The 25975-nt window shown below is 58.4% G+C and carries 25 protein-coding genes and 1 tRNA gene; 10 read left to right on the forward strand and 16 right to left on the reverse strand.

What is annotated here, in order from left to right:
* Positions 1 to 11: 11 nt before the first annotated feature.
* Positions 12 to 1076 carry a multiple monosaccharide ABC transporter substrate-binding protein gene (gene chvE / locus CCGE525_RS14640; RefSeq protein WP_120704910.1) on the reverse strand — a complete coding sequence of 355 codons (1065 nt, stop codon included), beginning with the start codon at positions 1074 to 1076 and terminating at the stop codon, positions 12 to 14.
* Positions 1077 to 1348: 272 nt separating this feature from the next.
* Between chvE and CCGE525_RS14645 the strand changes: the two genes are divergently transcribed.
* Together CCGE525_RS14645 and CCGE525_RS14650 are read left to right on the forward strand one after the other, a co-directional pair.
* Positions 1349 to 2356, forward strand: a complete 1008-nt coding sequence (locus CCGE525_RS14645; RefSeq protein WP_120704911.1) for a LysR family transcriptional regulator — start codon at positions 1349 to 1351, stop codon at positions 2354 to 2356.
* A 100-nt stretch (positions 2357 to 2456) separates the two neighbouring features.
* On the forward strand, positions 2457 to 2927 hold the full coding sequence (locus CCGE525_RS14650; RefSeq protein WP_120706420.1) for a hypothetical protein: 471 nt from the start codon (positions 2457 to 2459) through the stop codon (positions 2925 to 2927).
* 34 nt (positions 2928 to 2961) lie between these two features.
* Here CCGE525_RS14650 and CCGE525_RS14655 read toward each other — a convergent pair whose 3' ends face one another.
* Together CCGE525_RS14655 and CCGE525_RS14660 are read right to left on the reverse strand one after the other, a co-directional pair.
* The gene (locus CCGE525_RS14655) at positions 2962 to 3909 is read right to left on the reverse strand and encodes an IS110 family RNA-guided transposase (protein ID WP_120703185.1); all 948 of its coding nucleotides are present in this window, start codon (positions 3907 to 3909) and stop codon (positions 2962 to 2964) included.
* A gap of 286 nt (positions 3910 to 4195) precedes the next feature.
* Positions 4196 to 4456, reverse strand: a complete 261-nt coding sequence (locus CCGE525_RS14660; protein WP_120704912.1) for a hypothetical protein — start codon at positions 4454 to 4456, stop codon at positions 4196 to 4198.
* Between the two features lie 246 nt (positions 4457 to 4702).
* Here CCGE525_RS14660 and iolG point away from each other — a divergent pair, with 246 nt between their 5' ends.
* The 4 genes from iolG to CCGE525_RS14685 all read left to right on the forward strand — a co-directional run bounded on the left by iolG (position 4703) and on the right by CCGE525_RS14685 (position 7225).
* Positions 4703 to 5695 (forward strand): inositol 2-dehydrogenase, encoded by a 993-nt coding sequence (gene iolG / locus CCGE525_RS14670; RefSeq protein ID WP_120704914.1) that lies wholly within the window; start codon positions 4703 to 4705, stop codon positions 5693 to 5695.
* 191 nt (positions 5696 to 5886) lie between these two features.
* Positions 5887 to 6201, forward strand: a complete 315-nt coding sequence (locus CCGE525_RS14675) for an ArsR/SmtB family transcription factor (RefSeq protein ID WP_120706421.1) — start codon at positions 5887 to 5889, stop codon at positions 6199 to 6201.
* Positions 6198 to 6557: an SRPBCC family protein gene (locus tag CCGE525_RS14680; RefSeq protein WP_120704915.1), complete on the forward strand. Its 360-nt coding sequence runs from the start codon at positions 6198 to 6200 to the stop codon at positions 6555 to 6557. The genes CCGE525_RS14675 and CCGE525_RS14680 overlap by 4 nt, the downstream gene beginning before the upstream one ends.
* 44 nt (positions 6558 to 6601) lie before the next feature.
* Positions 6602 to 7225: an ATP-dependent Clp protease proteolytic subunit gene (locus CCGE525_RS14685; RefSeq protein ID WP_120704916.1), complete on the forward strand. Its 624-nt coding sequence runs from the start codon at positions 6602 to 6604 to the stop codon at positions 7223 to 7225.
* Positions 7226 to 7311: 86 nt separating this feature from the next.
* On the opposite strand, the gene CCGE525_RS14690 is transcribed toward CCGE525_RS14685, so the two are convergent.
* From CCGE525_RS14690 to CCGE525_RS14700, 3 genes are read right to left on the reverse strand one after another with little or no spacing between them, the layout of a single operon-like run.
* Positions 7312 to 9063: a CRTAC1 family protein gene (locus CCGE525_RS14690; protein ID WP_120704917.1), complete on the reverse strand. Its 1752-nt coding sequence runs from the start codon at positions 9061 to 9063 to the stop codon at positions 7312 to 7314.
* Entirely contained in the window at positions 9060 to 10484 is a 1425-nt protein-coding gene (locus CCGE525_RS14695; RefSeq protein ID WP_245472021.1) for a cytochrome c family protein, read from the reverse strand. The genes CCGE525_RS14690 and CCGE525_RS14695 overlap by 4 nt, the downstream gene beginning before the upstream one ends.
* 10 nt (positions 10485 to 10494) lie before the next feature.
* On the reverse strand, positions 10495 to 11733 hold the full coding sequence (locus CCGE525_RS14700; RefSeq protein WP_120706422.1) for an ROK family transcriptional regulator: 1239 nt from the start codon (positions 11731 to 11733) through the stop codon (positions 10495 to 10497).
* Between the two features lie 221 nt (positions 11734 to 11954).
* Here CCGE525_RS14700 and xylF point away from each other — a divergent pair, with 221 nt between their 5' ends.
* The 4 genes from xylF to CCGE525_RS14720 all read left to right on the forward strand — a co-directional run bounded on the left by xylF (position 11955) and on the right by CCGE525_RS14720 (position 15655).
* Positions 11955 to 12995: a D-xylose ABC transporter substrate-binding protein gene (xylF, locus tag CCGE525_RS14705; protein ID WP_120704918.1), complete on the forward strand. Its 1041-nt coding sequence runs from the start codon at positions 11955 to 11957 to the stop codon at positions 12993 to 12995.
* A 289-nt stretch (positions 12996 to 13284) separates the two neighbouring features.
* Entirely contained in the window at positions 13285 to 14613 is a 1329-nt protein-coding gene (locus CCGE525_RS14710; protein ID WP_120704919.1) for a sugar ABC transporter permease, read from the forward strand.
* A 15-nt stretch (positions 14614 to 14628) separates the two neighbouring features.
* Positions 14629 to 15411, forward strand: a complete 783-nt coding sequence (locus tag CCGE525_RS14715; protein WP_120704920.1) for an ATP-binding cassette domain-containing protein — start codon at positions 14629 to 14631, stop codon at positions 15409 to 15411.
* A 167-nt stretch (positions 15412 to 15578) separates the two neighbouring features.
* Positions 15579 to 15655, forward strand: a tRNA-Arg gene (locus tag CCGE525_RS14720).
* Positions 15656 to 16162: 507 nt separating this feature from the next.
* Here CCGE525_RS14720 and CCGE525_RS38305 read toward each other — a convergent pair.
* The 10 genes from CCGE525_RS38305 to istA all read right to left on the reverse strand — a co-directional run bounded on the left by CCGE525_RS38305 (position 16163) and on the right by istA (position 25825).
* Positions 16163 to 16438: a hypothetical protein gene (locus CCGE525_RS38305; RefSeq protein ID WP_162950170.1), complete on the reverse strand. Its 276-nt coding sequence runs from the start codon at positions 16436 to 16438 to the stop codon at positions 16163 to 16165.
* Positions 16439 to 16526: 88 nt separating this feature from the next.
* Entirely contained in the window at positions 16527 to 17108 is a 582-nt protein-coding gene (locus CCGE525_RS14730) for a hypothetical protein (protein ID WP_120704922.1), read from the reverse strand.
* Positions 17109 to 17123: 15 nt separating this feature from the next.
* Positions 17124 to 17630, reverse strand: a complete 507-nt coding sequence (locus CCGE525_RS14735; RefSeq protein WP_120704923.1) for a hypothetical protein — start codon at positions 17628 to 17630, stop codon at positions 17124 to 17126.
* Positions 17631 to 17842: 212 nt separating this feature from the next.
* Positions 17843 to 20041, reverse strand: a complete 2199-nt coding sequence (locus CCGE525_RS14740) for an AAA family ATPase (RefSeq protein ID WP_120704924.1) — start codon at positions 20039 to 20041, stop codon at positions 17843 to 17845.
* Between the two features lie 212 nt (positions 20042 to 20253).
* Complete coding sequence (locus CCGE525_RS14745) at positions 20254 to 20817, reverse strand: UPF0149 family protein (RefSeq protein ID WP_120704925.1); 564 nt, start codon at positions 20815 to 20817, stop codon at positions 20254 to 20256.
* On the reverse strand, positions 20814 to 22388 hold the full coding sequence (tnpC, locus tag CCGE525_RS14750) for an IS66 family transposase (RefSeq protein WP_120704926.1): 1575 nt from the start codon (positions 22386 to 22388) through the stop codon (positions 20814 to 20816). The genes CCGE525_RS14745 and tnpC overlap by 4 nt, the downstream gene beginning before the upstream one ends.
* A 48-nt stretch (positions 22389 to 22436) precedes the next feature.
* Positions 22437 to 22793, reverse strand: a complete 357-nt coding sequence (tnpB, locus tag CCGE525_RS14755; protein ID WP_120704927.1) for an IS66 family insertion sequence element accessory protein TnpB — start codon at positions 22791 to 22793, stop codon at positions 22437 to 22439.
* Entirely contained in the window at positions 22790 to 23260 is a 471-nt protein-coding gene (gene tnpA / locus CCGE525_RS14760; RefSeq protein WP_120704928.1) for an IS66-like element accessory protein TnpA, read from the reverse strand. The genes tnpB and tnpA overlap by 4 nt, the downstream gene beginning before the upstream one ends.
* Before the next feature lie 285 nt (positions 23261 to 23545).
* The gene (gene istB, locus CCGE525_RS14765; protein WP_120702904.1) at positions 23546 to 24283 is read right to left on the reverse strand and encodes an IS21-like element helper ATPase IstB; all 738 of its coding nucleotides are present in this window, start codon (positions 24281 to 24283) and stop codon (positions 23546 to 23548) included.
* 12 nt (positions 24284 to 24295) lie between these two features.
* Positions 24296 to 25825 carry an IS21 family transposase gene (gene istA / locus CCGE525_RS14770; RefSeq protein WP_120703235.1) on the reverse strand — a complete coding sequence of 510 codons (1530 nt, stop codon included), beginning with the start codon at positions 25823 to 25825 and terminating at the stop codon, positions 24296 to 24298.
* Positions 25826 to 25975 lie beyond the last annotated feature (150 nt).

Consider the following 25975-nt stretch of genomic DNA (forward strand, 5'->3'; position numbering starts at 1 on the left):
ATGCAGGAAGATTACTTCAGCTGATCAGCCTTGTAGTAACCACCCTCGACGAGAATCTTCTCGTAGTTGGTCTTGTCAACTGCGACCGGGGTCAGCAGGTAGGACGGAACAACCTTGACGCCGTTGTCGTAGGTCTTGGTGTCGTTGACTTCAGGCGTCTTGCCTTCCATCAGAGCGTTGACCATGTTGACGGTGACCTTTGCGAGGTCACGGGTGTCCTTGAAGATCGTGGAGTGCTGCTCGCCGGCGATGATGGACTTGACCGACGGAATTTCGGAGTCCTGACCGGTAACGATCGGGAGCTTCACGCCGCCGCTGCCGTAGCCAACGCCCTTGAGCGAGGAGAGGATGCCGATCGACAGGCCGTCATAAGGAGACAGAACAGCATCGACTTTAGCGTCGGTGTAGTAGGCCGACAGCAGGTTGTCCATGCGAGCCTGGGCTGTTGCCGGATCCCAACGCAGCGTGCCGACCTTGTCCATGCCCATCTGGCCGGACTTCACGACCAGCTTGCCGCTGTCGATGTAGGGCTTCAGGACAGACATTGCGCCATCATAGAAGAAGAAGGCATTGTTGTCGTCTGGAGAACCGCCGAAGAGTTCGATGTTGAACGGACCCTTGCCATCCTTGAGGCCAAGAGCGTCGACGATCGAGCCAGCCTGCAGGACGCCGACCTTAAAGTTGTCGAAGGTCGCATAGTAGTCGACGTTCGGGCTGTTGCGGATCAGACGGTCATAAGCGATGACCTTGATGCCGGCATCGTGAGCCTTCTGCAGAACGTCGGACAGCGTGGTGCCGTCGATCGAAGCAACGACGAGGACCTTGTCGCCCTTGGTGACCATGTTCTCGATCTGAGACAGCTGGTTCGGAATGTCGTCGTCGCCATACTGCAGGTCGGTGCCGTAGCCAGCTGCCTGAAGCTGCTTGACGATGTTGTTGCCGTCATCGATCCAGCGAGCCGAAGCCTTGGTCGGCATGGCGATACCAACGGTACCCTTATCTGCCGCGAAGGCAGGCGCAACCAGCGTAGCGACGCCGAGCGCTGCGCCGGCCATCAATGAGATAATGGATTTCATTACTCTCTCCCTTAGTTAATAATGCGGCGGACTAAAAAAGCCCGCCCGAGACTGCGGCAGGTTCCGTAGAAGGAATGGTTACTTCTAATTGTGAGAAACGAAGTAGGTCTCCTCCACGCTCTCACGTGCATGAGCTGCACCCAGCGCACGAGCGGCAAACTCGTACGATTTCGTATAACTGTCAAATAGAATAACTGGCGCAACATATACCTAGTTTGGTATAATGTTAAAAAATAGTACTTTTTTGCCGACGAACGGGAAATTTGGCCGTCATGGAGAAAATATATAACGATTATTCGAGCGAAGGCATCGAGATTCACTCGGACAGTTTTCGCGACGATACCCTGCTCAAGGCCGGTTTGAAGCTCAATCACCTGCGTATGATCGTCACGATCGAGGACCACGGGCAGATTTCGGCGGCCGCTGAGTCTATGAACATCTCACAACCTGCGGCTTCGCGCATGCTCTCGGAAATGGAGTCGATCGTCAAAAGCCCGCTTTACGAGCGTGTCGCCCGCGGCGTTGTGCTGACACCTTTCGGCTTGGCGCTCGCCAAGCGGGCACGCAAGATCCTGCTTGAGCTGCGTGAGGCGAGCCGCGAGATCGGCGAGCTCAGAACCGGCAAAGGCGGCTCGGTCTTTCTCGGCGCCGTGACCGCGCCTGCAATCAGCCTTGTCGTACCGGCAATTCAACGCGTGACGCGCGCCTATCCCGGCATCGAGATCAATATCGAGGTGGAAACCAGCAATGTGCTCGCGCGCGAACTGCTCGCCGCTCGCCACGATTTCATCATCAGCCGCATTCCGGATGAGCTCGATCCGCGCCTGTTCACCGCCTATGAGATCGGTGTGGAGAAAGCCTGTCTCGTGGTCCGTAGCGGCCATCCGCTGCTGAAGAAGGGCGTGGCTAGTCTCGATGATCTGCCGGGCTACGATTGGGTCTTCCAGCCCCCGGGCACTTTGCTCCGGCGCAAGGTGGAGGATATCTTCGTCACGGCTGGCGTGCCCCTGCCGGAAAACATCATCAATACCTCTTCGTTGCTCCTGACGCTTGCCATCGTCTGCAAGACGGACGCCATCACTCCGGTCGCGCTCGACATGGCGCACTTCATGTGCGGGCAGTCATCGCAAGCCGGCGAATCCTCCATTTTGCCCATCGATTTCGATATTGAAGTGAAGCCCTACAGCCTGATTACCGCCCGTGAGCGCGCCATGCCGCCCAGTGCCCGGTTGCTGCACGATATGATCCTGGAGGAAAGCAGGAGCCTCGATCTCGCTTGAGTCTGCCGAAAAAGCCGCCTCTTCCAGTTCATGATCATACCTGCGGCCATAAGCTCCGCGCCAACTTGCGTGGCTATTCTAGATGCTTCTGGAGGCAGGCATGTTGTTCGGGCAATCGCTGTTTCAATCCGTCCTCGATCGTCTCGACGCGGAAGAAGAAGATAAGTCAGGGAAGGACGAGGCGGCGCATCGCATCCGCGGCCTCAATGTGAGCTTTGCCGCGACCGTTTTCGGAGGCGAGCCGCCGGCATCTGCTCGTCCAGACGACGCCTACGTCGACAATCTCGGCAACGAGATCCCTTCGCCTGAGCCAATGCTGGAGCCAGAACAGAAAGAGCCGGAGCCGCCGGTAATGCCTGACTATCTGGCGCGCACCTCGCGAGAAGAGGTGGCGGCCGAACTGGCGATCTCTTCGCAGAGCACGCTTCAGTCCCTCCATGAAAAACGCCGCGCTTTCGCCAAGGCCAATCATCCCGACGGCGTCGCTCCATCTTTCCGCGAACAGGCGACGACACGCATGATGATTGCCAATCAACTGATCGACGAGGCCATACGGCGTCTCACGCGCTAGCAATTTCAGGAAAAGTGCGAAGTATCCGTCTTAGTCAAGCGTGTTCAGGTGTCCAAAATCGATCCTCTCGGATGAGTGCGTTTGCGAGAATGACGAGCTTTCGCATGATGGCGGTAATGGCGGCCTTGGCGGCTTTTCCGCCGGCGGTGAGTTGCTGGTATTTGCTCTTGAGGGGTGGATTGAAGCGAATGGCGACGAGGGCCGGCATATAGAGGGCGCGGCGAAGCTGGGTCCTGCCGCCTTGAATGAAGCTTTTGCCTTTCCATTGGCCGGACTGTCGCACGACCGGCGCGAGACCGGCCAGGCTGGCGGCCTGTTTGTTGGCCAGTGTTCCAAGTTCCGGCATGTCGGCAATCAGCGCCAGGGCGCAGGTTGCCCCGATACCGGGAATGCTGGTGAGGATGTCGAGACGGCGCTGCAATTGCGGCTCGGCGGCAATCAATCGACGGCTTTCGGCATCGACAGCCTCGATTTGGGCGTCGACCTGCCGCAGCCGTTGCTCGGCCTGGCGCTGCAGCAGGGGGATGGTCACATTCTTCTGCCGATGCAGGAGAGCGTTCCGGTCCTTAACGAGCGCGCGGCGAGCGGCGAGCAGTTCGGCGAGAAGATCAAGCACTTGGCTGCGCATTGGCCGGATGTCCGGGGCCATCAATGTGCCGAACCGGGCCATGACGCGCGCGTCGATGCGGTCCGTCTTGGCCAGCCGGCCACAGGCTTTGGCGAAGGCGCGTAGGCGCTGCGGGTTCACCTTGACGCCGGGCAGGTCCGCCGTTGCCAGCATGCGTTCGAGGCGCCGATGGTAGGCGCCGGTCGCCTCGAAGACAATGCGCTCGGGCGCGTAAGGCAACAGCCAGCGGATCAATGCCCGCAGCCCTTTGGCGTCGTTGGGGAACTGCTTGTCGATGCCGTCCGGCAGGAGATGGACATCGAGGCGATCTTTCGAGATGTCGATACCGAGGGTTCGTGCTATCGTATGAGCCATCTTTTCCGTGTCCCATGCTTGTCATGCGGGCCGTCAAAGCCCGGCTATCCGTTCAGGCCTCATGGAAAAGAAAGGGGCGATCCTACTGCGCAACGGTTCTGTCAAACCAGCGGTTTCTCGATCCCACCCCTCCCGCCGTCTGTGGGTGTTCAGGCCCACAGGCGGCAATCCATTGTCGCCTCAAAACAAGACAAAGTCATAAGACAAGCGGTTTTCCGTCCGGAATGCCTAAAAACAAAGGGATAGAGCGGGAAAGCGATTCCGTGAAACGCTGAACCGCGCTCGGTCATTTCTTTTCGTCTGTCGGCTCGTCATCTTCTGCTTCGTCGCTCACCGCAGCGCTTTCAGCCTCAGCCTTGGGCGGCTGCGGATTGAAGCTCAGAAGCAGCATCCAGGCCGCGTAGGCGCCAAGACCGCCCGCAAGGACAGCCCAGAAGGGTTGCGGCCCCAGGGCCTCAACAACGGCCCAGCCGAAGCAGACGGCTACGATCAGAACCCGCACCCAAAGCGGCTTATAGACGGGATGGTTGGGGTCGATCAGTTGCATGGGCCTCGTTCGCCTGTTGGAGAGATCTTGTCTTTAGCGCATGATCCCGAAAAGTGCGAAGGGGTTTTCGTACAAGATCAAGCCGGTCAATCTAGCGCAGGACGGCGATTTGAGGATAAGCCAATTTCGCAACATGAATTTCGGAATTGTGAAACGCTGGCAGCTTGACGCCGCCATCGGAAAATGGAATGAAAATTCCATATGGATTATTATTCGGTTCATTTGTTCCGAATTAGGGAGGTAGAGATGACTGTCAGATTTGGTTTGCTTGGCGCCGGGCGCATTGGCAAGGTGCATGCAAAGGCCGTGAGTGGCGATGCCAACGCCAAGCTCGTCGCAGTGGCGGATGCGTTTCCGGCCGCCGCGGAAGCGATTTCCTCGGCTTACGGCTGCGAAGTCCGCACCATCGAAGCCATCGAAGCCGCCAAGGACATCGACGCAGTGGTGATCTGCACGCCGACCGACACGCATGCCGATCTTATCGAGCGCTTTGCCCGCGCCGGCAAGGCGGTCTTCTGCGAAAAGCCAATCGATCTCGATGTCGCCCGCGTCAAGGCCTGCATCAAGGTGGTCGAAGAGGTGAAGGGCAAGCTGATGGTCGGCTTCAACCGCCGCTTCGATCCGCATTTCATGGCGGTCAAGAAAGCCATCGACGACGGCCGCATCGGTACGGTCGAGATGGTGACGATCACCTCGCGCGATCCCGGCGCCCCGCCGGTCGACTATATCAAGCGCTCGGGCGGTATTTTCCGCGACATGACCATCCATGATTTCGACATGGCCCGTTTCCTGCTCGGCGAAGAGCCGGTCGCAGTCACCGCCACCGCCGCAGTCCTCGTCGACAAAGCGATCGGCGATGCGGGAGACTATGACAGCGTCTCGGTCATCCTGCAGACCGCATCCGGCAAGCAGGCGATCATCTCCAATTCCCGCCGAGCCACCTATGGCTACGACCAGCGCATCGAAATTCACGGCTCGAAGGGCATGGTCGCGGCCGAAAACCAGCGTCCCTTCTCCATCGAAGTCGCCAACGGCGACGGCTACACCCGCCCGCCCCTGCACGACTTCTTCATGACCCGCTACACCGAGGCCTACGCCAACGAGATCGCGAGCTTCATCGCCGCCGTCGAAAAGGGCGCTGCGATCACGCCATCCGGCGCTGACGGCCTCGCCGCGCTCAAACTTGCGGACGCGGCGGTTCAATCCGTCAAGGAAGGCCGACTGGTCAAGCTCAGCTAAGCAGTTGGCCGATCCCACCAAGGGATATGGTTTCGTCCAATGAGTCCGTCGCGAATGACTTCGCGGCGGACTTTTTCTTTGGCCGCTCCGCAAGCGTTCGAGAGTCTGCCGTCGGCAACCAGAGAATCATCAGTCGCAAGCTGTTGCGGAAAGCTCTTGCGAATCACATAAGTACGTGCTTATCTGTCGCCATGATAGAGAACGAGATATTCCGGGCTTTGGCGGACCCTACCCGCCGCGCCATCTTTGAAAAGCTGGCTGCGGGCAGCATGAACGCTAGCGGCCTGCGCGAAGGCATGGAGATCAGCCAGCCAGCGATGTCCCAGCATCTTGCGGTCCTGCGGGGCGCCGGGCTGATCAGAGAAGAACGGCAGGGGCGTTTCGTGAATTACGAAGTCGATCCGGAGGGACTCGCCCTCATCGCCCAGTGGCTGGCGAAATACCGCGCCTACTGGCCTGCCCGGATCGAAGCTCTCAAGGTCTTGTTGAAGGATATGGACCAATGAACGACCTGAAGACCCCCACGCGTGAAAACGGTATCGAACTTGAATACGACCTCAACGAGCCGCCGCAAAAGGTCTGGCGCGCGGTCAGCACCCCTGAACTCCGGGAAAACTGGCTGCCGAAGGAAGCTTTGGCCAATCCCGACGCGATATCGGTCAAACCGGGCGAAGAGGTCCGCTACAGGCTGCGCGATGACGAGCCACCATTCCTCGAAAGCACCGTGACGTTCAGGATAGCCCCGAACGCAAGCGGCGGTACGAGCCTGAGGATCATCCACGAGCTTGATGATGTGAGGCTTCGAAGGACTGCAAAAGCTGCGGCGAACAACAACGGCGTCTCCGTCATGCGCGCCGCCTAACACGCCAAATCCGCCAACAATTTCAGTGATATTGGAGGTCGCCGATGCGCGAAGCGATGCAACTCGTGCCTATGGTCGTAGAACAATCCAGCAGAGGAGAGCGGTCTTTCGACATCTATTCCCGTCTGCTGCGCGAGAGGATCATCTTCCTGAATGGTGAGGTGAACGATGACGTCTCGGCCCTGGTCTGCGCGCAACTGCTGTTTCTCGAGGCTGAAAATCCGAAGACGCCGATCAGCCTCTACATTAATTCGCCGGGTGGCGTCGTGACCAGCGGCTTCGCCATGTACGACACCATGCGTTACATCCGCGCGCCAGTGCACACGCTCTGCATGGGGACTGCCCGTTCGATGGGATCGTTCCTGCTGATGGCGGGCGAACCGGGCCAGCGCGTCGCCTTGCCCAACGCCAGCATCCATATCCATCAGCCTTTGGGCGGCTTCCAGGGCCAGGCCTCCGACATGCTCATCCACGCCGAGGAAATCAAGCGCACCAAGCACCGCGTGACGCGGCTTTATGCAGAGCATTGTGGCCGTTCCTATGACGAATTCGAACGCGCTATGGATCGAGACCACTTCATGACGGCGGAAGAAGCCCTGGAATGGGGATTGATCGATCGTATTCTGCACGTCCGCGAAGAAGATCGGCACATGGGCTTGGTGGATTGATTTCTATAGCGGCGTTGCGGCGCTTTATGAATAAGATTGCGCATTCGGTTTGAAGGCCGGGTTGCCCGGCCTTCTCTCCCGATTTTCTATTTCGTCACAGGTTGATTGCTCGTCTGTTGCCCGGCGGGTACCGGCGTCGCGGCAGCCGGCTGCGCTGTGGCCTGATCGGTTTTCTGAGGCGGCGGGAACCAGTATTTCGCCGAAGTGGTGCCGCGCTTGATCACCACATGCTGGTTGGCGAAGATGCGGTAAGGCTGACTCCACTCCCCGTCCGGCCACTGCACCCGCACCACGGCGCGTTCATTGGTCCCGAGGCCGAAATGGGTGAAGCCGACATGGCCCGACGCGTGACCGCCGCCGACCTGCACACGCTGCACCTGCGTCTGCGTGCCGGCCCTGACATTGATGGTCGCGCCGATGCCCATATGGTTGATCGGGCCATTGTCCAATTCGATTTCGGTCCAATTGCCGAGCGGACGATAGCCCCAATCGGTCTTTGCACCGAGATTGCGAAACAGGAAGGCGCGCTGGCTGCGGTTGACGACGAGGATGTCGAGCATGCCGTCATTGTTGAAGTCCTCGACCACGGCGCCGCGCCCCTTGCCGGGAAGTGCAATGCCGGCCTCGTCCCCCTTCTCGGTGAACTTTCCGTCGAAACCGCCAAGCAGCAGGTTGTCGGGATCACTGCTGGCGAAATCCGGCATGGCCTCGACATTGCCCTTGGTCATGAAGAGATCCATGTTCGTGTCGTTGTTAATGTCGGCGAACTGCGCGTGCCAGCCCGTCGAGGGACGGTGATCGTTGCCCGTATAAGGACGATAGGCAGCGACACCCTTTTCATAAGCCGTGTCGCGATAGGTCGGACTGTTTTCGTCAGCCGCCTCGTCATTGAGTTCCTGCAGCTTGTTGTCACCCATGGAGGTGATGAAATATTCCGGCCGGCCGTTGGCCTTGGGGTCGGCTTCGGCGATCCCCATGCCCCAAATCTTCAGCGATGCCCAGCCGTCGCTCGCCGTATATTGCCGCGGCGGCCTGCCGGGAGAGATATCCCAGAGCTGCTCCTGTCCACCGCGATAATATTGCCGGTCGTTGGCAACCCGCAACGAATCCTGGCCCGAATGGTTCCAGTCGGTGAAGAGCATCGACAGCGTACAATAGCTTGGCTTCAGCGGCAGCGGATTGGAATAATCCGGCTTGTCGTTGCCTACGGGACGATCGAAGACATTGTCGCTGCAGGTGCCGAAGGGCGTGCCTGGCGCATAGCGATCGACGTAGTTGCCGAAAGCAAGCGTCGGATATTTGTTGCCGGCTTCCCAGGTGGCCGCAAAGGCGACCGTCCAGTCCTTGCCGCCGTCGAAGGCAAAGGTGCGATTGGCCTTTTCGAAAGTGCAGTTCGGTCCGCCCTTCAGGATGATATTCTCGCCGAGCCGCAACAGGACGACGTCCGTGTAACCGTCATTGTCGATATCGATCGGATAGACACCGAGGACGGACCGGAGATCCTTATCGGAGAGATTGATAGGCACTTCCTTGAATTTCAGAGCGCCACCCGTCTCGCTTTCATTGACATAAAGCGCCAGCGGGCTGGTGCCGCCGGCCAGCATCAGGTCGGGCTTGCGGTCGCCGTTGCAGTCGAAGCTGGCGACCCCGCCACCGACGAAATATTCCCAGCCGCCGGTATATTGATGGTCGATGCCGGCGGCGACCGCTTCCTCCTGGAAATGCGGGACATCCATCAGGAAAGGTGCCGGCGCGGGCGTGTCCTCGGCGAAACTGCCGGGCGCGAACGAGAAGGAAATCAAGCCGGCGACGGCAAGGAGGGCTGCTATCTTCTTCATTGGTTCACCCCTGCCTGCTCGATGACCAGCGTCTTGAGGAAAGCGATGATACGGGCGCGATCGTCTTCGGACGCGCCGACGTAGCTATCGCGGGCGGTGCGGCCGTCGCCGCCATGGGCACGAATGACGCCGTCAAGGGTCGTAATGTCGTTGCGATGACCATAGGGAGGTGTCGAAGCCACGCCCCAAAGCTCCGCCGTCATGAAGATATTGCGATCGACGAAACGTTGCGCCAGAAGCTCGTTGCCGAGCTGGTCGACTGTGCTGTCGGTCATGGCGTGACGCTTGAGATCGCCGAATAGCGGCACCAGCACCTGCCCCTTGTCATTGCGCTTCAGCTTCTTCGTCCAGTCGAGCTGCGACAGGTCGTAGACAGCCGGGTCTTTTACCTGGCTCGTGCTCAACGTACCGGACATGTCGTTCGGACCGGGATCGGAGAAGGAGAGACTATCGAGCGGCAGGCTTGTCCTGTGGCAGGCCGTGCAGCCCATCCCATCGAACAGCTTCTCGCCGGCGGCCGCCATGTCACGCCATTGGGCATTGTCCGGCACCTTCTGGTCGGGCGCAGGCAAGGTTGCTTGCCAGGCGACCATTGCCGAAACATCGCCGTCGCTGATCTCGTCGGCATGTCCGTCGCCATCGAAATCCGTGGTCCCCGTCCAGCGGCCACCGAAGCGCTCCACCGGCTCCATGCCGTGATGCTGGTTCAACGCATTGACGGTAAACTGCCGGAGCGAGGTCATCACGCCCTTTTGGCTGAACGGGCGAATGACAAGATCCATGTCGACGCCATCGAGCTCCTGCATATCGACCAGGCCGTTGGGCTGCGCAGTCAACCAGCCGTACTTGACGCCCTTGGTCTCGAGCGCGACGCGCTGGGGCTGGCCGGTTTTTGCCGCAAGCGTAATCGCCTCGGCGCGCTGACGCTGCAGATCGACGGTCATCTCGCGCGCCAGAAGCTCGATCAGACCATCGCCGAATAGGCTGTTGGTGCCGCGCTCATTGGAAAATTGCGGATCGGTCGTGTCGAAATCCGCGCTCTCAAACCCTTCGGATACGAAGACATTGGTGGTGAAATCGCCCGCGCCACCCGGAAACGGCATGTTATGGCAGGAGGAACAGGCATTGGCATCGACACCCGCCGTTCGGCTGAATTCGTTCATGACCGGATGCTTGCGCTTGGTCGGCACGATCGCCTGCGTCGCGCCGGGGCGCCCTGCCCCATCCTCCACCGTGAAGCGCGCCGTGAACAATTGCTCCCCTATCTTGATCAGGTTCTTGAGCTGATCGAGCGTCAGATGGCCGGAAACCTCCGTGCCGGCCTGTCCCAGCGCCGCCGTCTTCTCCTCCCAAGGCTGAGCCGCGATCGCGGGCAATCCCGCCGCGGCAAGACAGAGGCACGCGAGTGCCATTCGTTTCATAGTCCCCTCCTCAAACAGTCTGGCTATTCAACTCCGCAACGACACCCGAACTGACGATATCGTCATCCATCATGGCCAGAGCGCGGTTGAGGTGCCCTTCGAACACCAGCGTCGGTTCGTCCGCCACCACCCGCAGCTCCGGCATGCCCTCCATGCGCACGACATGCGATTCCGCCAGCCCCTCGGAAATGCCCTCCACCAGCAGGTCGTAATAGCGCGTCCCCGGACCCGTGATCGCGATCGGCATGCTTTCGTGCAGGCTGAGCACGCGCGAGAGGCCGTTGCCAAGTGCCAGCCCCGCCTGACGGAAGGCGTGGATGTTGCGGCGGCTGCCCTGCCGGGCGCTGGCCGCGATCTTGTCGAGTTCGGCGATCGGCACGAATTTAGCGGGGATCGTGTCGAGCGGCACGTCGAAGGCCGTGCGCAGGATGGCGTAGAAGCCGGCATAGGCCTCTATGCAGCCACGCGAGCCGCAGCGGCAGAGGCCGCCGCCCGGCAGATGCAGCATATGGCCGAAATTCGGCGCCGATATTTGGAGCCTTCCCTCATCGCCGCGGCGCACCACGCCCAGACCGATGCTGTGGCCGAGCGAGAGTGCCGCAAGCGCCCGGAAATCACGGCCCTTCTTGTTCTCCTCCTGGCGTCCGACGGCAGCAGCGACGAGCAGCGTCTCATTGCCGAGGATAACTTTTGCCGACCATTCGTCGCGTAACACCGCTGCAAAATCGATTTGCTCGCGCCCGAAGATCGGCGACCAGCGCAGCACCGGCTCCGAACTCTCGACCAGGCCCTTGCTGCTGATGGAAATCATCAGGACCTTGTCGCGCGACAACCGCGAGCGCGCGACGATCCGGTTCAAGGCATCGCGCAGCCCCGTGACGAAAGAGCCGACACCCGAAACGTTCTGCTGCCTCTCCTCGGTGAAGCGGTCGATCAGCCGGCCGGCATAATCCACAAGCGAATATTGAACGGCATCGGATGAAATGATGACGACGATGAGATAGCCGCAATCGCGCCGCTGCGAGAAGAGCACGCGCGGGCGGCCGCGGCCACTTGCTGCCTGCTGCTCCGCCTTCTCGATGATCTGCGCCCGCTCCAGATCGGTGGTGATCACCGATATCGTCGCCGACGAAAGCTTGGTGAAATCAGAAAGTTCAGTATGGGCGAGCGGACCGTGGCGGCGTAGCGCCGTCAACACCAGAACACTGTTTTTCTGGCGGACCAATTCGGTGCTCGATTTGGCCAGCATCATCAAGCCTCCCGCTCATTCCATCCCTCCGTCCGCAACTCTAGTCCGCTCTTCTTAAACGGCCGATTAAACCTGGCAGTGCGGTGTTGACAGTTGAAAAAATCTCTGACACTAAATTTCTCGACTGTCGAGAAAAAAATCCGAACCTTTCTCGTCAGCGTTATCGCGGCGGCCGGCGGGAGCTCAGGGCACGTGCGGTCGCATTCACTCGGGAGGATAATATGAGAGCTTTAATCAAGCTGGCTGCTGGTGCGGCCATCGTTTTGACCATGCAGACAGCGGCCTTCGCGAAGGATCTCGTCGTCGGCGTTTCCTGGTCAAACTTCCAGGAAGAGCGTTGGAAGACCGACGAAGCTGCCATCAAGAAGGCACTCGCTGCGGTTGGCGCCAAGTATATTTCCGCTGATGCCCAGTCTTCCGCTTCCAAGCAGTTGACCGACGTTGAATCCCTGATTTCCCAGGGTGCCAACGCACTCATCATTCTCGCTCAGGACTCCGACGCCATCGGCCCGGCTGTTGAAAAGGCTGCCGACGAAGGCATTCCGGTCATCGGCTACGACCGCCTGATCGAAAATAAGGCCGCCTTCTACATCACCTTCGACAACAAGGAAGTGGGCCGCATGCAGGCTCGCGAAATCCTGAAGGCCAAGCCGGAAGGCAACTACGTCTTCATTAAGGGCTCGTCGTCCGACCCGAACGCTGACTTCCTCTTCTCCGGCCAGATGGAAGTGCTGAAGCCCTCCATCGATGCCGGCAAGATCAAGAATGTCGGTGAAGCCTACACGGACGGTTGGCTGCCGCAGAACGCACAGCGCAACATGGAGCAGTTCCTGACCGCCAACAACAACAAGGTTGATGCGGTCGTTGCCTCCAACGACGGCACCGCCGGTGGCGCCGTTGCCGCTCTCGACGCCCAGGGCCTCGCCGGCTCCGTTCCGGTTTCCGGTCAGGACGCCGACAAGGCAGCGCTCAACCGCATCGCGCTCGGCACGCAGACCGTTTCCATCTGGAAGGACTCGCGTGAACTCGGCAAGCGCGCCGCCGAAATCGCCATCGATCTCGCCAACGGCAAGTCCATGGACCAGATCAGCGGCGTCCAGACCTTCAGCGGCGGCCCGAAGCACGTGCCGATGAAGTCGGTCTTCCTGACACCGCAGCCGATCACCAAGGACAACCTGAGCGTCGTCATCGACGCCGGCTGGATCACCAAGGCTGAAGCTTGCCAGGGCGTAAAGGCCGGCAGCGTTGCAGCCTGCAAATAAGCTGTCCTTGAACGGTTGACCCGATCATAATACCGACGCCGCAACGGCACTCCGTTGCGGCGTCGAATGCGGATCAGGAGCAGACAACTCTCCCTTGCAACTGGAGACGGAGCTTCCCGCATCGTGCTGCGCCATCGCATATCCCGCTGGCCCGTCGGATGACGGTCATCGGGACCGGTACGAAGACCGGCCGCACGGCGATGACGCATTTTTGAGATTGGCGCGGTTTCGCCAGCGATAGCCTGGAAGGTATCGCAGACCGCGCCCAACAGTGGAGAACGGCAAAGCGATGGCCGACATGACACAGTCCACAACATCGAGCGGTCCCCGCGACGCGGAAGCCGGCGCAATTACCCGCTTCCTGCGTGCCACCGAAATCGATACCCGCCTGCTCGGCATGATCGGAGCGTTGCTGATCATCTGGATCGGCTTCGATCTTTATCTCCGGATATTCGACGGCCGGGAATTCCTCACCGCCAGAAACCTTTGGAACCTTTCGGTGCAGACCTGCGAAATTGCGGTCCTCGCGACAGGCATGGTGCTGGTCATCGTCACGCGCAACATCGATCTTTCGGTCGGCTCGCTGCTCGGCTTCGTCGCCATGATCATGGGCGTCATGCAGGCCAAATGGCTGCCGCAATATCTCGGCTTCGACAGTTCCTGGACCTGGGTCATCACGCTGATCTGCGGCCTTGCGATCGGCACGGCCATCGGCGCCTTCCAGGGCGCGATCACCGCCTTCATGAATGTTCCCTCCTTCATCGTGACGCTCGGCGGACTTCTCGTCTGGCGCGGCCTTGCCTGGTATGTCACCAGCGGCCAGACCGTGGCGCCGATGGATTCCACCTTCGTCGTCATGGGCGGCGGCGGCGCGACCGGTTCGATCGGCGCGACCTGGAGCTGGGTGGTAGGTGTGGCCGCCTGCCTGCTGATCATCGCCGGCATCATCGGCTCGCGCCAGCAAAGAAAGCGCTTTCACTTTCCGCGCCGTCCGCTTTGGGCGGAATATTTCCTTGCCTGCCTCGGCTCCCTGATCGTCCTCGGCACCGTCTATCTCTTCAACAGCTACAATTGGCCGATCGGTATCGCCAAGCGCTACGCCACGGACCATAATATTCCCTGGCCGGAGACCGGATTGGACATTCCTTACGGCATTGCCGTTCCGGTTCTCATCGCCGTCTTCATCGGCATCGTGATGACCTTCATCGCCACGCGCCTGCGCTTCGGCCGTTATGTCTTCGCAATCGGCGGCAACCCGGAAGCAGCCGAGCTCGCCGGCATCAAGACCAAATGGGTCATCGTCAGGATCTTCGCGCTGATGGGCTTCCTAGCCGCCGTCGCGGCCGCTATATCGACGGCGCGCTTGAATTCGGCGGTCAACTCGCAGGGCACGACCTACGAGCTCTTCACCATCGCCGCGGCCGTCATCGGCGGCACCTCGCTTGCCGGCGGCAGCGGCACGGTAGCCGGCGCCATGATCGGCGCCCTGGTCATGCAATCGCTGCAATCGGGCATGGGTCTCGCCAATGTCGATACGCCAATTCAGAACGTCGTCGTGGGCATTGTCCTGGTGGTCGCCGTCTGGCTCGACATCGTCTACCGCTCGCGCGCCAAGTAAAAGGAATTCTGAACCATGACGGATCAAACCACTCCGCTTGTGGAAATGAAGAACATTTCCATCTCCTTCGGCGGCATTCACGCTGTCGACAACGCCTCGGTGGACCTCTTTCCCGGCGAGGTCGTGGCGCTGCTCGGCCATAACGGCGCCGGCAAGTCGACACTGATCAAAATTCTCTCCGGCGCCTACAAGCGCGACAGCGGTGAAATCCTGATCAACGGCGAACCGGCTGATATCCGCACGCCACGCGACGCCAAGAAATACGGCATCGAGACGATCTACCAGACACTTGCCGTCGCCGACAATGTCGATGCCGCCGCCAACCTCTATCTCGGCCGCGAGTTGCAGACCCGCTGGGGCACGCTGGACGACGTCGCCATGGAGGCTTCCGCCCGCAAGGTGATGGGTCGCCTGAACCCCAACTTCAAGCGCTTCAAGGAGCCGGTGAAGGCGCTCTCCGGCGGCCAGCGCCAGTCGGTGGCGATCGCCCGCGCCATCCTCTTCAACGCCCGCATCCTGATCATGGACGAGCCGACGGCGGCCCTTGGCCCTCAGGAAACCGCGCAGGTGGGCGACCTGATCAAGGAGCTGAAGAAGGACGGCATCGGCATCTTCCTCATCAGCCACGACATCCACGACGTCTTCGACCTCGCCGACCGCGTCTCGGTGATGAAGAACGGCCAGGTCGTCGGCCACGCCCGCACCGAAGACGTCACCAAGGACGAAGTCCTCGGCATGATCATCCTCGGCAAGGTCCCGCCCAAAGCCATCCCCGGCCCCGGCGCGATGAAGAGCTGAGCCCGCAATCGCAAACAAACAAACAGGGCCGCGACATCAAACGATCGCGGCCCTTTTGCATTCAAACAAATCGATATGTGGTTTCCCGCATTTTCCGCATTGAAGCCAAACGCTTCCTAGGCTAAGAACCACCTCATCGGACAGGCGAGTCAGATCGCCAAAGGCATGCACCCGTAGCTCAGCTGGATAGAGTGTTGGATTCCGATTCCAAAGGTCACAGGTTCGAATCCTGTCGGGTGCGCCAACAATTTCAATAACTTATTACAAAGCTAGTGGCCTTAACTTTAAAGGTAGGAAGCATATAGGAAGCGGTATGACGGCACTTTTCTCGATCCCCGTTGAAAATGCAGATCTGAATCTTCCGGAATGCTGCTTGGTCGTTCCATCCGCGGCATCTGTTTTTTCCATCTCGGCAGAATCTGCCCTAAATCGCTCTTCCTGACCTTTGAAAGGCCGGGTCGACCCTTGTCGCGCAAAAACGAAAGCCCACGAGGCTCGGGAGCAACATATCGCAATTAGGTGAAGCCCCACCACTCGGTCAGGTGACATGTGAAAACCTGCATATCGAGCGAAGAGCAGAGCTGTGGACTCGCTTGCGCCGACAGACGGGGACTCACGATCGATCGCGTTCATTGCGCCACGGAATATTCATGGAAGGCGCAAGCAAATGACTCACATTACAAAACGGCGGGATGTTCCCTCGTCTTGCTGGCTTCCTATGCCAATTAATCTCCTTCGCTTTGAACGCGTTTTAGCCGGCTCGGAGAAGCCTAACGTCGCCTATATTGAGCCTCGCAGAAATTGCGGCACTCAACGCATCGCGGATTCGATTGACGACAACGTGGCGAATATTGGTGACATTCCAGCGGACGCTTCCCAGGATGTTGCTGTCGGCAGTAAGCGTTTCCGTGGCTTCGAACAATGCTTGATGGCGAGCCACCAATTTCTGATGTGCTGCTTCGCGTTCGTCCAGCTCATCATCTATCTCTTTGCGGTGACGCTGATTAATAAAAAGATCCGGTGGCATGACGACGTATCCTCCTAATCGAGCTTGAAAACTGAGGGAAATGCGCTTGCAAGTGCCTGATGAGCCGAACTCTTCTCCCCCCTGGAGTTCAGAGCGTCTTGCGCCCAATCGAAGTCCAAGCTCGATAAAGGAGGCCACCAGTCAAAATTGGCCAGATTATCATTCCCCAGGACTCGGCGGCTTGGGGGTACATATAGAATGGGGCAGCCTTGTTGATCTCTTCAGTACCACTCATGCAATGATTGATCTGCGTCGTTCCATCCAGATTGTTGAACAGAAGGGAGAAGCCGCCCCCATCACTACAGTGCCCAGCAGGGGCAAGAACAACGAAATACTGTAGGGACAAAAAAGCCGTGAGGGCCGTAATCAGCACAAAAATTACGGCTAGAGGAAGCTGACCTATATCCGATGCGACTGGAACTTTGAGCTGTCGTGACAGATACCATATGACGACTGAGACGATCACCGCGGCGGGCGGGCCAAAGACGATTAGATAAACGACATTGAGGTTAAGCGGCAGACTGACCAAGGGCAACGTTCCAGTGAATGTTGTCGGCGCGCGCGATACAAAGGCGGAAAGTGCCAACAAGGCAAGAACGGTTCCGGATATTTTCCATATGGCCTTTGCCGAGGCGGATTTGGCATTGCCGGTCGGTTCAATCTGCGCCATCGTCGTCTTCTCCGGTTATTGCTTGCACAATTTCGTCAGTTGCTGGGGCAACCCGCCTTTGAGCCCCTCCTGGATTTGCGGCTTGAGTGCGTCGATAAATTTTTTGAAAGTTCCGCCGGTGTCGATAATTTGCACATCGTTGCTGGTAACCACGCAGGTTCCAAGATCGACCTGTGCTTTGATGGCGAACGTGGCCGAAACATCACCTTTCATAACAGCTTGATCTGACGTCTTGCATGCCAGTGATGCGTTCAGACTAACATTCGCGGTATTCCCTTGGATATCGACCGACGCAGCTTTCACATCTACGGATTCGAACTTATCGACGCCAACCGTAACGAAACCTGCCTTCACCTTGAGCGAACTACACGGCTGAGCGGCCGCAATCGCGCGGTCAACAATATTGTCAGCTTGCGCAATACCATCGGCGCCAATGAGGCACAGGCCGCCTAAAGAAATCGGCATGAATAACCGAAGTGTTATTGCGAGAAAATAATGCTTTCGGCTAGCATCCATGCGCATTTTATCCTCTCCAAAAGTTGAAGACGCTTAGGCTGATGGATTGTATTGCGGTGTTCTGCCCTTAATTATTCTAAAATGTAGCTCAGTTGTGCTTGTGGAGCTAGAGTGAATTTTACAGCCATGGGCTGCTGCCAGCTTTGAATATTATCATACTTGCCCGTTGAGCAAGACTCGTGCGGCGACAGTATGCTCGGGGCAACTGGCCCATAGTTTCAGCGAGGTGCCATCATCATGTCGTAATGCGCGGATTGCTCCGTAACAGCGAAAACCTGTTTGAAGACAGCCAAGAAACGTTCGACGGTCGTGGAATCACAAGCAAGATAGAGGTCTTCGTAGGCGTTGTGTGATCCGTCGTTTACCCAAGAGAACAGCGAATTGCAGATCTGTTGATCCTGACCGACGAATTTGTCGATAATCTTGTCCTTGTCCATATTTCCGAGGATCGTGAAATAGTTTTCCAGGATCCGCCTGAGCGTGTTTTGGATTGTGAGCATCGAACGGTTCTCATTTCGAACCTCCTGCCAAAGCATCTCGTAGGAGGTGCGTATCGGATTATGGAGGTGGCCCTCGATGACGGAATAATCGTCTTTCTTCCTGACAACCCAGAACGTCTCGAAATTTCGCCTCTCACCACCCGAGCGCTTCGGATCGAATGCGACTTCCTTGTGAAAGTAGATGTTGTGGGTCAGGACGAAAACTTGCTTCAACGTCGAAGCTGGTTCTTGCACCTTCGCGAACAGCTTCTTGATCAGGCTGCTCACGATGAACAGAATGTCGCTGTCCAGGCTGGAAACCGGGTCATCGATCACCACGATCCGGTTCGTGGTTATGCCGCTTTCGGAAACGCTGCCGCTGATAAGATAATAGAAGTAGAGAAAGACGATGAAGGTCTTCTCACCTTCGCTGAGCGTTTCTCGGGCTTCTGAACCATCACTCCGGATAACCGTATAAAATCGGTCGCCTTCGTGAGCTGTGGCGAGTTTGAAGTTCCGGAAGCCAAACGAATCCAGCAGGCTATTAATAGCGTTCACTGTCGGCTGGACGCTGGTTACCTGCCTTTCAAGCTCCTGCAGCCTCGCCGATTTCTCATTCCTTTCTCGCTCTTTTGCGGCAATGCCGGTTGTCAGGCCGGAAATGGCATTTGTCAGGGCCAATCGAGCAGTCTTGTACGCCTCCAGAGGCAGCTTGGCTTCATCAACGATATAACGCCAAATTTCCGAAATCAGCTTTTCGCGCTCAGAGACGATGTTATCGATTAGCGCATTGTGAGCATCAATTTTCTGGTTCGCCTCAGCGGCGATAGCGTTAAGGGTGTCGATTGTTGCTGCAACCCCTTCCAAGATTATCTTGACGCTCGGCTCAGCTCGCTTTCTGCCAATATGCTGTGCGTTCAAGCTGAGCTTGGTGCGAAGTGCCTCCGCGGTTTGTTCGAACAATGGCCTGTCGAGATATTCCGACTGGACGAGAAGCACCGCGTCAAGTTGGCGGATGATGCTTTTGGAATGTTCGTCGTAAGCGGTGGCTATGCCGGCAATAGCATCAAGGTCGCGTTGATATGTTTCGTCGAAATACGCCTCAAGATCGTGGCGGAAGGCATCATCTGTAGTTTGCTGGCAAAAGGGACAGCAGTCCCCGTTCTGATGAAAATATCCGAGGCCCTGCTTTACCCAATCGCTGTTTCCAAGGCGCTTGATCATATCTGCTATGGAAACGTCCTCTTTGCCAACCACACGCTTGTCGAGAATAGCAGCAGCCTCTAGCGCCACAATTTCCGATCCCGGGATGTCCGGAAGGCGATCCTGGCGCAGCTTGACATCAGCAAAAATAGTGGCGGCTCGGGTCTCCAAATCATCTTGCGATTTGAGGTCGACCGAATTGCTTTCGAACTCAGCAAACATGCGGTCGGCGAAATTGGCTCGGGAATTCAGAACCCCGCGAAACGCCTCACGAAACTTGTCCTCGTGCTTAAGCTTGGTTTTCCAGCATGCCTCTTGAAAATTGGTATTTAAATCGTGCAGTTCTTTGCGCTTTCCTCCATTGCCATCCGGCCCCTCTAGCGTATGCTTTCTGGCCCGGATAGTGTTCGAGACGTCATCGATGTCTTTCTTTAGGTCTTCAATCGCTTGTAGAACCGCAGCGTCTTCATGACCAAGAGTGAATATGCCTCGCATCCGAGCAGTGAAGTTTTCTTCAATGAAGTCGCGATTGTACACAAGGCATTGGAGCGGCGACCGACCTGCCCAACTGACGGCACAGTTGGCATAGGTCTCTGGTTTAGCTATCACTCGTGAGAGTGTAGTCTTTCCCGAGCCGTTGGCGCCGAATATGAAGTTCACCGACCTCAATTCAGAAAGAACCGCAGCACCTCCAGTGTAACTCGCCACGCCATCGATGGATATCTGTTCAATCATATCCTGCCTCCGAACTCCCGGCCGAAATATACGCGTAAAACGCGATCAATCAAACCGGTAAATACAACGAAAAACAGTGAAAGGATCGGTGTAGGAAGGCAAGGATGTCACCACGTTGGGGGCACTCCCGGTCTGCGAAAGTTGGCGCTTTCGTGAGCGCGACGAACAGCCCACTGTTTTCGGCGTTGACGGGATCGCAATAGCACTTTCTTTCAGAACTTCTGCTTTGCCCTTTTCGGCATAAAGTAGGTTCGGATATTGACGAGCGCTTCGGCGACGGCAGCAGCATCCTGGCGGGTGGCTTTCCGTTTTGTCTCGCCGAGCTTGCGGATGGGCGCGATGATATCGCCAGTGACGGCATGACCTCGAAGGACCGGCTGCCAAAGCCTCGGCGCGTATCCTGTTCCCAGCAGAAAGCAGAGATCCCAATCGAATGGATCAAAGGTCTGATCATCGATCCTGGTGAACTTGGGCCGGTGGTCTTTCGGCGTTTCGGAGAGGCTTGCCGAGATACGGTTGTACTCTGCAACGATCGTCTGCACGGCCCGATGTTCGATTGTTTCCATCGGCAGATTCAGGGCGTCCGGACCGGTCAGTTCCGGGATCCACTTGCGTGGGTCGATGAACTTTGGGCCGATGATGAGAGCCGTGAGATAGCCATCGAGACCGCTCATTGACCAGATAGGCGATGGCGGACGACGTTTCCTGATAAAGGCTTCGAATGCGTCGTCATCGAGCTTCGGTCGCGGCGTCATCTCCTGGCTGTTCTGTGTCATGCCGCTTGTCGCTCCTGCTGTGTCATCGCTTCGCGCTCCGCCTTCCAGGCCCAAGGCAAAAGGCTCTCCATCTCGTTGGCTTTCACTTTGCCGGAGATGATGCGCTCCAACACATCGGCAAGCCAGACGTCGGGGTCCACGCCGTTAAGCTTTGCCGTGTTGACGAGCGATGCCAGAACAGCGAAGGACTTTCCACCCCGCTCGTTGCCCACGAATAATGAGTTCTTTCTCGTCAGAGCCACGGATTTCATTGAACGCTCGACGACATTGGAGTCCACCTCGATCCGGCCATCCTCCAGGAAGGCTGTCAGTCCGCTCCAGTGGTTGAGCATGTAAGTGACTGCCTTGCCAAGTGCCGATTTCGACGACACCTCGTCGCTCAGTTCGGTGAGATGGACCTTCAGTTCTCTCATGATGGGAGCTGCCTCACGACGCCTGCCGCTAAGCCGGGTATCTTCATCTTCCCCTCGTAGTTTTGCTTCGATGCGATAGATTTCGGCAATCCTGGCAAGGATCGACAAGGCCTCCGAAGAGCCGGTCAGCTTGACGACATCGACGAACTTTCGCCGGGCGTGGGCCAGGCAGAAGGCCAGCCGCATGGGGGCAACGTTGCTCTTGCCGCGTCGTTTGACCATGGTTTTATAGGCTTGGTATCCATCAACCTGAAGCACGCCGGCAAACGACGACAGTTGCCCCTCAACCTCGCGAGCGCTGCGGCTTTCGGCAAAAGTATAGGCCACCGCCGGTGGCGCCGGACCATTCCAGGGGCGGTCGTCAACTGCTTGCGCCCATAACTGGCAAAGCTTGGTTCGTTTGCGCCCCGGATCGAGGCGCGGCAACGGCGTCTCATCACAGAACATCCTCGGCTGCGAGCGGATGAAGGCGAGTAGCTCGTTATAGAGAAGTTCTAGCCACCAGGCGACCCGCATGACCCAGGCGCCGAGTGTGCCGCGATCGATGATGACGCCGCAGGAGGCCAGCATCTGGGCCTGGCGATTGAGCGGGAGATGCCAGGCAAACTTCGAAACAGCGACATGCGCGGCAAACGCCGTGGTCACCATGCCACCATCCATCACGCGCGCTGGTGCCGGCGCCTGCACAACAACGCTTTCGCAAGCCCGGCATGCGTAGCGCGGCCGGATCGTCCGTTTCACCCGGACAACCGCAGGCACGATGCCGAGCGCCTCGCTGACATCAGCGCCGATGCAATGAAGTTCGAACGAACAGCAGGGGCAAGTCTTGCTCTCCGGCTCGATGACCTCGTCATAACGCGGAAGGTGCTTGGGCAAGCGGCCGATATTGCGGGCTGGCGATCTCCGTGCCTGCGTTTTGTCGTCATCGACTGGCGCGACATCGTCATTGGCAGCAACGGGAATGTCGCTTAGATCGCCAAGATCGAGCATTGCCTGCGTCGGATCGAGCACCGTCATCTTCTCCGATTTCGTCCCGAAGAGTTGGCGCTCAAGGAAGGCCACGCGCGCTTTGAGATCGGCATTCTCTTCGTTGAGCGAGAGAATGATCCGGGTCAATTGCGCAGCATCCTGGGGCAAGGGATCGGGTCGAAGCGGCATGACAGACCCTACCATATGAGTCTGAATCTTCAAGCAAAACCAATAGGATCAGCCTGCTTTTGAGGGCCTTCTCACCGCGTTTCGTTTGACCCTCGTCCAGTCAATGCCGGCCAGCAAAAGCGAGAACTCCTGGGCACTCATCTGCATCGCGCCATCGCAGATCGGCGGCCAAACGAACTTTCCGCTTTCCAACCACTTCGTTGCCAGGATCATGCCGGATCCGTCCCAATAGATGCAGCGCAGCCGATCGAGACGCTTGGCGCGGAACACAAAAACATCGCCACAATACGGATCAGCAGCAAGCGCCGAAGCCACCAATGCCACCAGGCCATTCATCCCGCGCCGGAAGTCGACAGGTTGCGTCGCAATCATGATCTTCACGCCATTTGGCGAAACTCCGATCACCGGCGTCCTCGCAACGCCGCCACCATTGCTTGTGCCAGCTCAGGCGCTACCGAACCGATAACCGTCATGCGCGCGCCGGCAATCTCGATCTCAATCCGGCCAGCAAGAACCTCCGAGGCATTCGATGGCGAGCCTTCGTGTCGTGCGCCATCCCCAACCACTGTCACCGGCACGAATACGGCAGGCGGCAAGCTGGCCTTTGCCGACCGTTGAGAGGTTAGTCCGGCATCCCGTCGCCACACATTCAGCAAGCCGCGATTGACGCCCCAGCGCCTCGCAACAGCCGAAATGTTCACTTCAGGTTCTGCGCTCTCCGCGAGAATCCGCGCCTTCTCCTCGTCAGTCCAATTCCGCCGCTGCCGCCGACCGGTGATCATCTCGATCCGCCGATACTTTCCCTCATGCCTGGCTTCATGCATGCCTTCATCCATGACTTCAAGCATGGCATCAGCGCGATCTCCAACCATCCCGGTCCACTCCTATCAATGATAGAGCTTATCTCGCGGCCTCATTCACAAAAGAAAAGGTGGGCTGTTCGTCGCGCTCACGCGCTTTCAGGCCGATCCAGATAACCGTTATGATTTTGGTCCTCAATCCCGCGATGCAGTTGCACCACCTCGAAGAGTTGCCGATTCCGATGAAGCCGCCCCTTTGTTCCGAGATGATTGCGCCCCTTGATTCCGGGATGATCTCGCCCCCTGTTTAGTGGGGTCTGCAGGCGATGATTGTTGTCAGTCCATTTAGGCGGGGTGTCAAGCTTTTCGGGGCAGGTTTCGGCGTAGGCTATCGCCGCTCAATTCGATGCGATGGGCGTTGTGAACGAGGCGATCCAGGATGGCATCAGCATAAGTCGGGTTTCCTATGACGTCGTGCCATGCCGACACCGGAAGTTGGCTGGTAATGATGGTTGATCTGCGGCCGTAGCGATCTTCCAGGATTTCGAGGAGGTCGTGCCGGGCCTGTTCGTTGAGCGGTTCGAGACCCCAGTCGTCGAGGATCAGGACTTGAACATGGCCCAGGGTACGTTGCAGCCGAGCATACCTGCCGTCGCCGCGAGCAAGTGCGAGCTGAGCAAACAGTCGTGGGACACGCTGATAGAGAACGGAACGATCGTCACGGCAAGCCTTGTGGCCGAGAGCGCAGGCTAACCAGCTTTTTCCGACACCCGAGGGTCCGCAAATGGCCAGATTGTCATGAGCGTTGATCCAGTCGCCGCCGAGCAGCTTCATGAAGAGCGCGCGATCAAGGCCGCGCTCGCTGCGGTAGTCGACATCTTCCGGGGTGGCCTGGTGGCGAAGCTTGGCAAACCTGAGGCGTGCGGCAAGCTTACGATCGTAGCGGGAACTCCACTCCCGTTCGAGCAGCAGTCCTAGCCACTCGGCATGCGAGAGATGTTCGGCTTCGCCGTTGGTGACGAGCTCCCCGAAGGCCTTTGCCATGCCGGCCAGGCCCATGGAATTGAGTTTGTCGAGTGTTGGATGGGCAAGCATTCTTTGTTCTCCTTAGTGGTAATAGCGAGGTCCACGGATGTTTTCGTGTTGGATAGGCTCATGCGAAGGTGGTCCATTGGTGGAGGCGGCTCGATCGAGATGATTGTCGAGGATGGAGCGCACCGAACCGTAGGTCCGGGCCCCGATCTCAAGCGCACGGCTGCAAGCAGCGTTCACTCTGTCGCGGCCAAAGCTTTTGTTCAGGCGGATAATTCCCATGCAGGCTCGAAAGCCCTGCTCCGGGTGCGGCCTGTCGGCGAGGATCTTCTCACACAGCAATGCAACCTCCGGCCCGATGGAAGAGGCCTCGCGTTGAATGCGTTCGATCGTCCAGTCGGCAAAGCGGCGGTGGGCCGAGGGCATGTGATCGGGGATTGTGGTGTGCTTGCCGTTACCGCTGGAGCGGCGATGAGCGGCTATTCGCTCGCCTTTGTGGAATATCTCGATCGTATTGGCGGTGATGCGCGCCTCGACTTGCTCGCGAGCAAAGCGATAGGGAACGGAGTAATAATGCCGCTCGATCTCGACGTGGTAATCCAATCCAGCACGCCGGATACGCCATTCCGCAAAGACATAGCGTTCAACGGGCAATGGCCTTAAAGCGGGCCGGTCGAGCTCTTCGAACAATTGGCGGCGCGTGACGCCAACCCGGCGAAGGACACGCCTGTCGTTCAAATCATATAGCAAGTCGGCAATCGCCGCATTGACTTCGGCCAGACTGTAGAAGGTGCGATGGCGGAGGCGGCCCAGCAGCCAACGCTCGACGATACGAACCGCAGCCTCGACTTTCGCCTTGTCGCGGGGGCGTCTCGGCCTCGTCGGCAGGACGGCGCTGCCATAATGCGCTGCCATCGCGCAATACGTCCGGTTGACCTGGGGATCGAAGTGGCACGCCTTGATGATCGCCACCTTGGCATTGTCGGGAACCAGCAACGCCGGCGCACCGCCGAAGAACTCCAGCGCCTGAACATGGCATTCGACCCAGTCCGGAAGCGTCTCGGTCCAGCGCGCCTGCGCGAACGAAAGACTGGATGCCCCCAGGACAGCGACAAATAAATGGGCCTGCCGTGTTTTGCCCGACAGCCGATCAACGACAACAGTGACCGTGTCGCCGGCGTAGTCGACGAACAATTTGTCGCCCGCCATATGATCCTGCCGCATCGTCACCGGCAGCTTCAACGCCCAGCCGCGATAGAGGTCACAATATCGGCTGTAGCGGTAACCATCGGGATAACGGCTTATGTATTCGTCCCAGAGAATTTGCAGCGTCACGTGCTTGCGCTTGAGCTCGCGATGGACTTGCACCCAGTCAGGCTCCGGTGCGCGACGATGACCCGTCTTCGTCCCAGCCGCACGGTAGAGCGCCGCCTCCAGGACGGCATCACTCACGTCATCATCCAACGGCCACGAAAGCCCCGCAGCCGCCGCCCGTCGCAGCGTCTCGCGCACCGTCGAGGCTGCTGCTCCGACCCGAACCGCAATCGATTTGTGGCCCAGCCCTTGCTCGGACCGATATCTCAGTATCTCGCGGACACGCCGCATCTCCAGTCTCTCCGCAGGCATCCCGTTCCTTCCTTGTCATCATTGACGGAAGGAACTTCACACCGGCAGAACACCCTTGCCACATCCCTCCGTAGGGGGCGGCATCATCTCGGAACAAGGGGGCGACTAATTCTCGGAATTGGGGGGCGA

The organism is Rhizobium jaguaris, from assembly GCF_003627755.1.
GTDB classification, from domain to species: Bacteria; Pseudomonadota; Alphaproteobacteria; order Rhizobiales; family Rhizobiaceae; genus Rhizobium; species Rhizobium jaguaris.

Coding starts and splice junctions, on each gene's coding strand:
- CCGE525_RS14685 (WP_120704916.1), top strand. CDS start 6,602: ATGCGCGAAGCGATGCAACTCGTGCCTATGGTCGTAGAACAATCCAGC.
- xylF (WP_120704918.1), top strand. CDS start 11,955: ATGAGAGCTTTAATCAAGCTGGCTGCTGGTGCGGCCATCGTTTTGACC.
- CCGE525_RS14645 (WP_120704911.1), top strand. CDS start 1,349: ATGGAGAAAATATATAACGATTATTCGAGCGAAGGCATCGAGATTCAC.
- CCGE525_RS14660 (WP_120704912.1), bottom strand. CDS start 4,456: ATGCAACTGATCGACCCCAACCATCCCGTCTATAAGCCGCTTTGGGTG.
- CCGE525_RS14710 (WP_120704919.1), top strand. CDS start 13,285: ATGGCCGACATGACACAGTCCACAACATCGAGCGGTCCCCGCGACGCG.
- CCGE525_RS14735 (WP_120704923.1), bottom strand. CDS start 17,630: ATGCGCATGGATGCTAGCCGAAAGCATTATTTTCTCGCAATAACACTT.
- CCGE525_RS14680 (WP_120704915.1), top strand. CDS start 6,198: ATGAACGACCTGAAGACCCCCACGCGTGAAAACGGTATCGAACTTGAA.
- iolG (WP_120704914.1), top strand. CDS start 4,703: ATGACTGTCAGATTTGGTTTGCTTGGCGCCGGGCGCATTGGCAAGGTG.
- chvE (WP_120704910.1), bottom strand. CDS start 1,076: ATGAAATCCATTATCTCATTGATGGCCGGCGCAGCGCTCGGCGTCGCT.
- CCGE525_RS14700 (WP_120706422.1), bottom strand. CDS start 11,733: ATGCTGGCCAAATCGAGCACCGAATTGGTCCGCCAGAAAAACAGTGTT.
- CCGE525_RS14740 (WP_120704924.1), bottom strand. CDS start 20,041: ATGATTGAACAGATATCCATCGATGGCGTGGCGAGTTACACTGGAGGT.
- CCGE525_RS14745 (WP_120704925.1), bottom strand. CDS start 20,817: ATGACACAGAACAGCCAGGAGATGACGCCGCGACCGAAGCTCGATGAC.
- CCGE525_RS38305 (WP_162950170.1), bottom strand. CDS start 16,438: ATGCCACCGGATCTTTTTATTAATCAGCGTCACCGCAAAGAGATAGAT.
- istB (WP_120702904.1), bottom strand. CDS start 24,283: ATGCTTGCCCATCCAACACTCGACAAACTCAATTCCATGGGCCTGGCC.
- CCGE525_RS14650 (WP_120706420.1), top strand. CDS start 2,457: ATGTTGTTCGGGCAATCGCTGTTTCAATCCGTCCTCGATCGTCTCGAC.
- CCGE525_RS14695 (WP_245472021.1), bottom strand. CDS start 10,484: ATGAAACGAATGGCACTCGCGTGCCTCTGTCTTGCCGCGGCGGGATTG.
- istA (WP_120703235.1), bottom strand. CDS start 25,825: ATGCGGCGTGTCCGCGAGATACTGAGATATCGGTCCGAGCAAGGGCTG.
- tnpC (WP_120704926.1), bottom strand. CDS start 22,388: ATGCCGCTTCGACCCGATCCCTTGCCCCAGGATGCTGCGCAATTGACC.
- CCGE525_RS14655 (WP_120703185.1), bottom strand. CDS start 3,909: ATGGCTCATACGATAGCACGAACCCTCGGTATCGACATCTCGAAAGAT.
- tnpA (WP_120704928.1), bottom strand. CDS start 23,260: ATGGTTGGAGATCGCGCTGATGCCATGCTTGAAGTCATGGATGAAGGC.
- CCGE525_RS14690 (WP_120704917.1), bottom strand. CDS start 9,063: ATGAAGAAGATAGCAGCCCTCCTTGCCGTCGCCGGCTTGATTTCCTTC.
- CCGE525_RS14730 (WP_120704922.1), bottom strand. CDS start 17,108: ATGGCGCAGATTGAACCGACCGGCAATGCCAAATCCGCCTCGGCAAAG.
- CCGE525_RS14675 (WP_120706421.1), top strand. CDS start 5,887: ATGATAGAGAACGAGATATTCCGGGCTTTGGCGGACCCTACCCGCCGC.
- CCGE525_RS14715 (WP_120704920.1), top strand. CDS start 14,629: ATGACGGATCAAACCACTCCGCTTGTGGAAATGAAGAACATTTCCATC.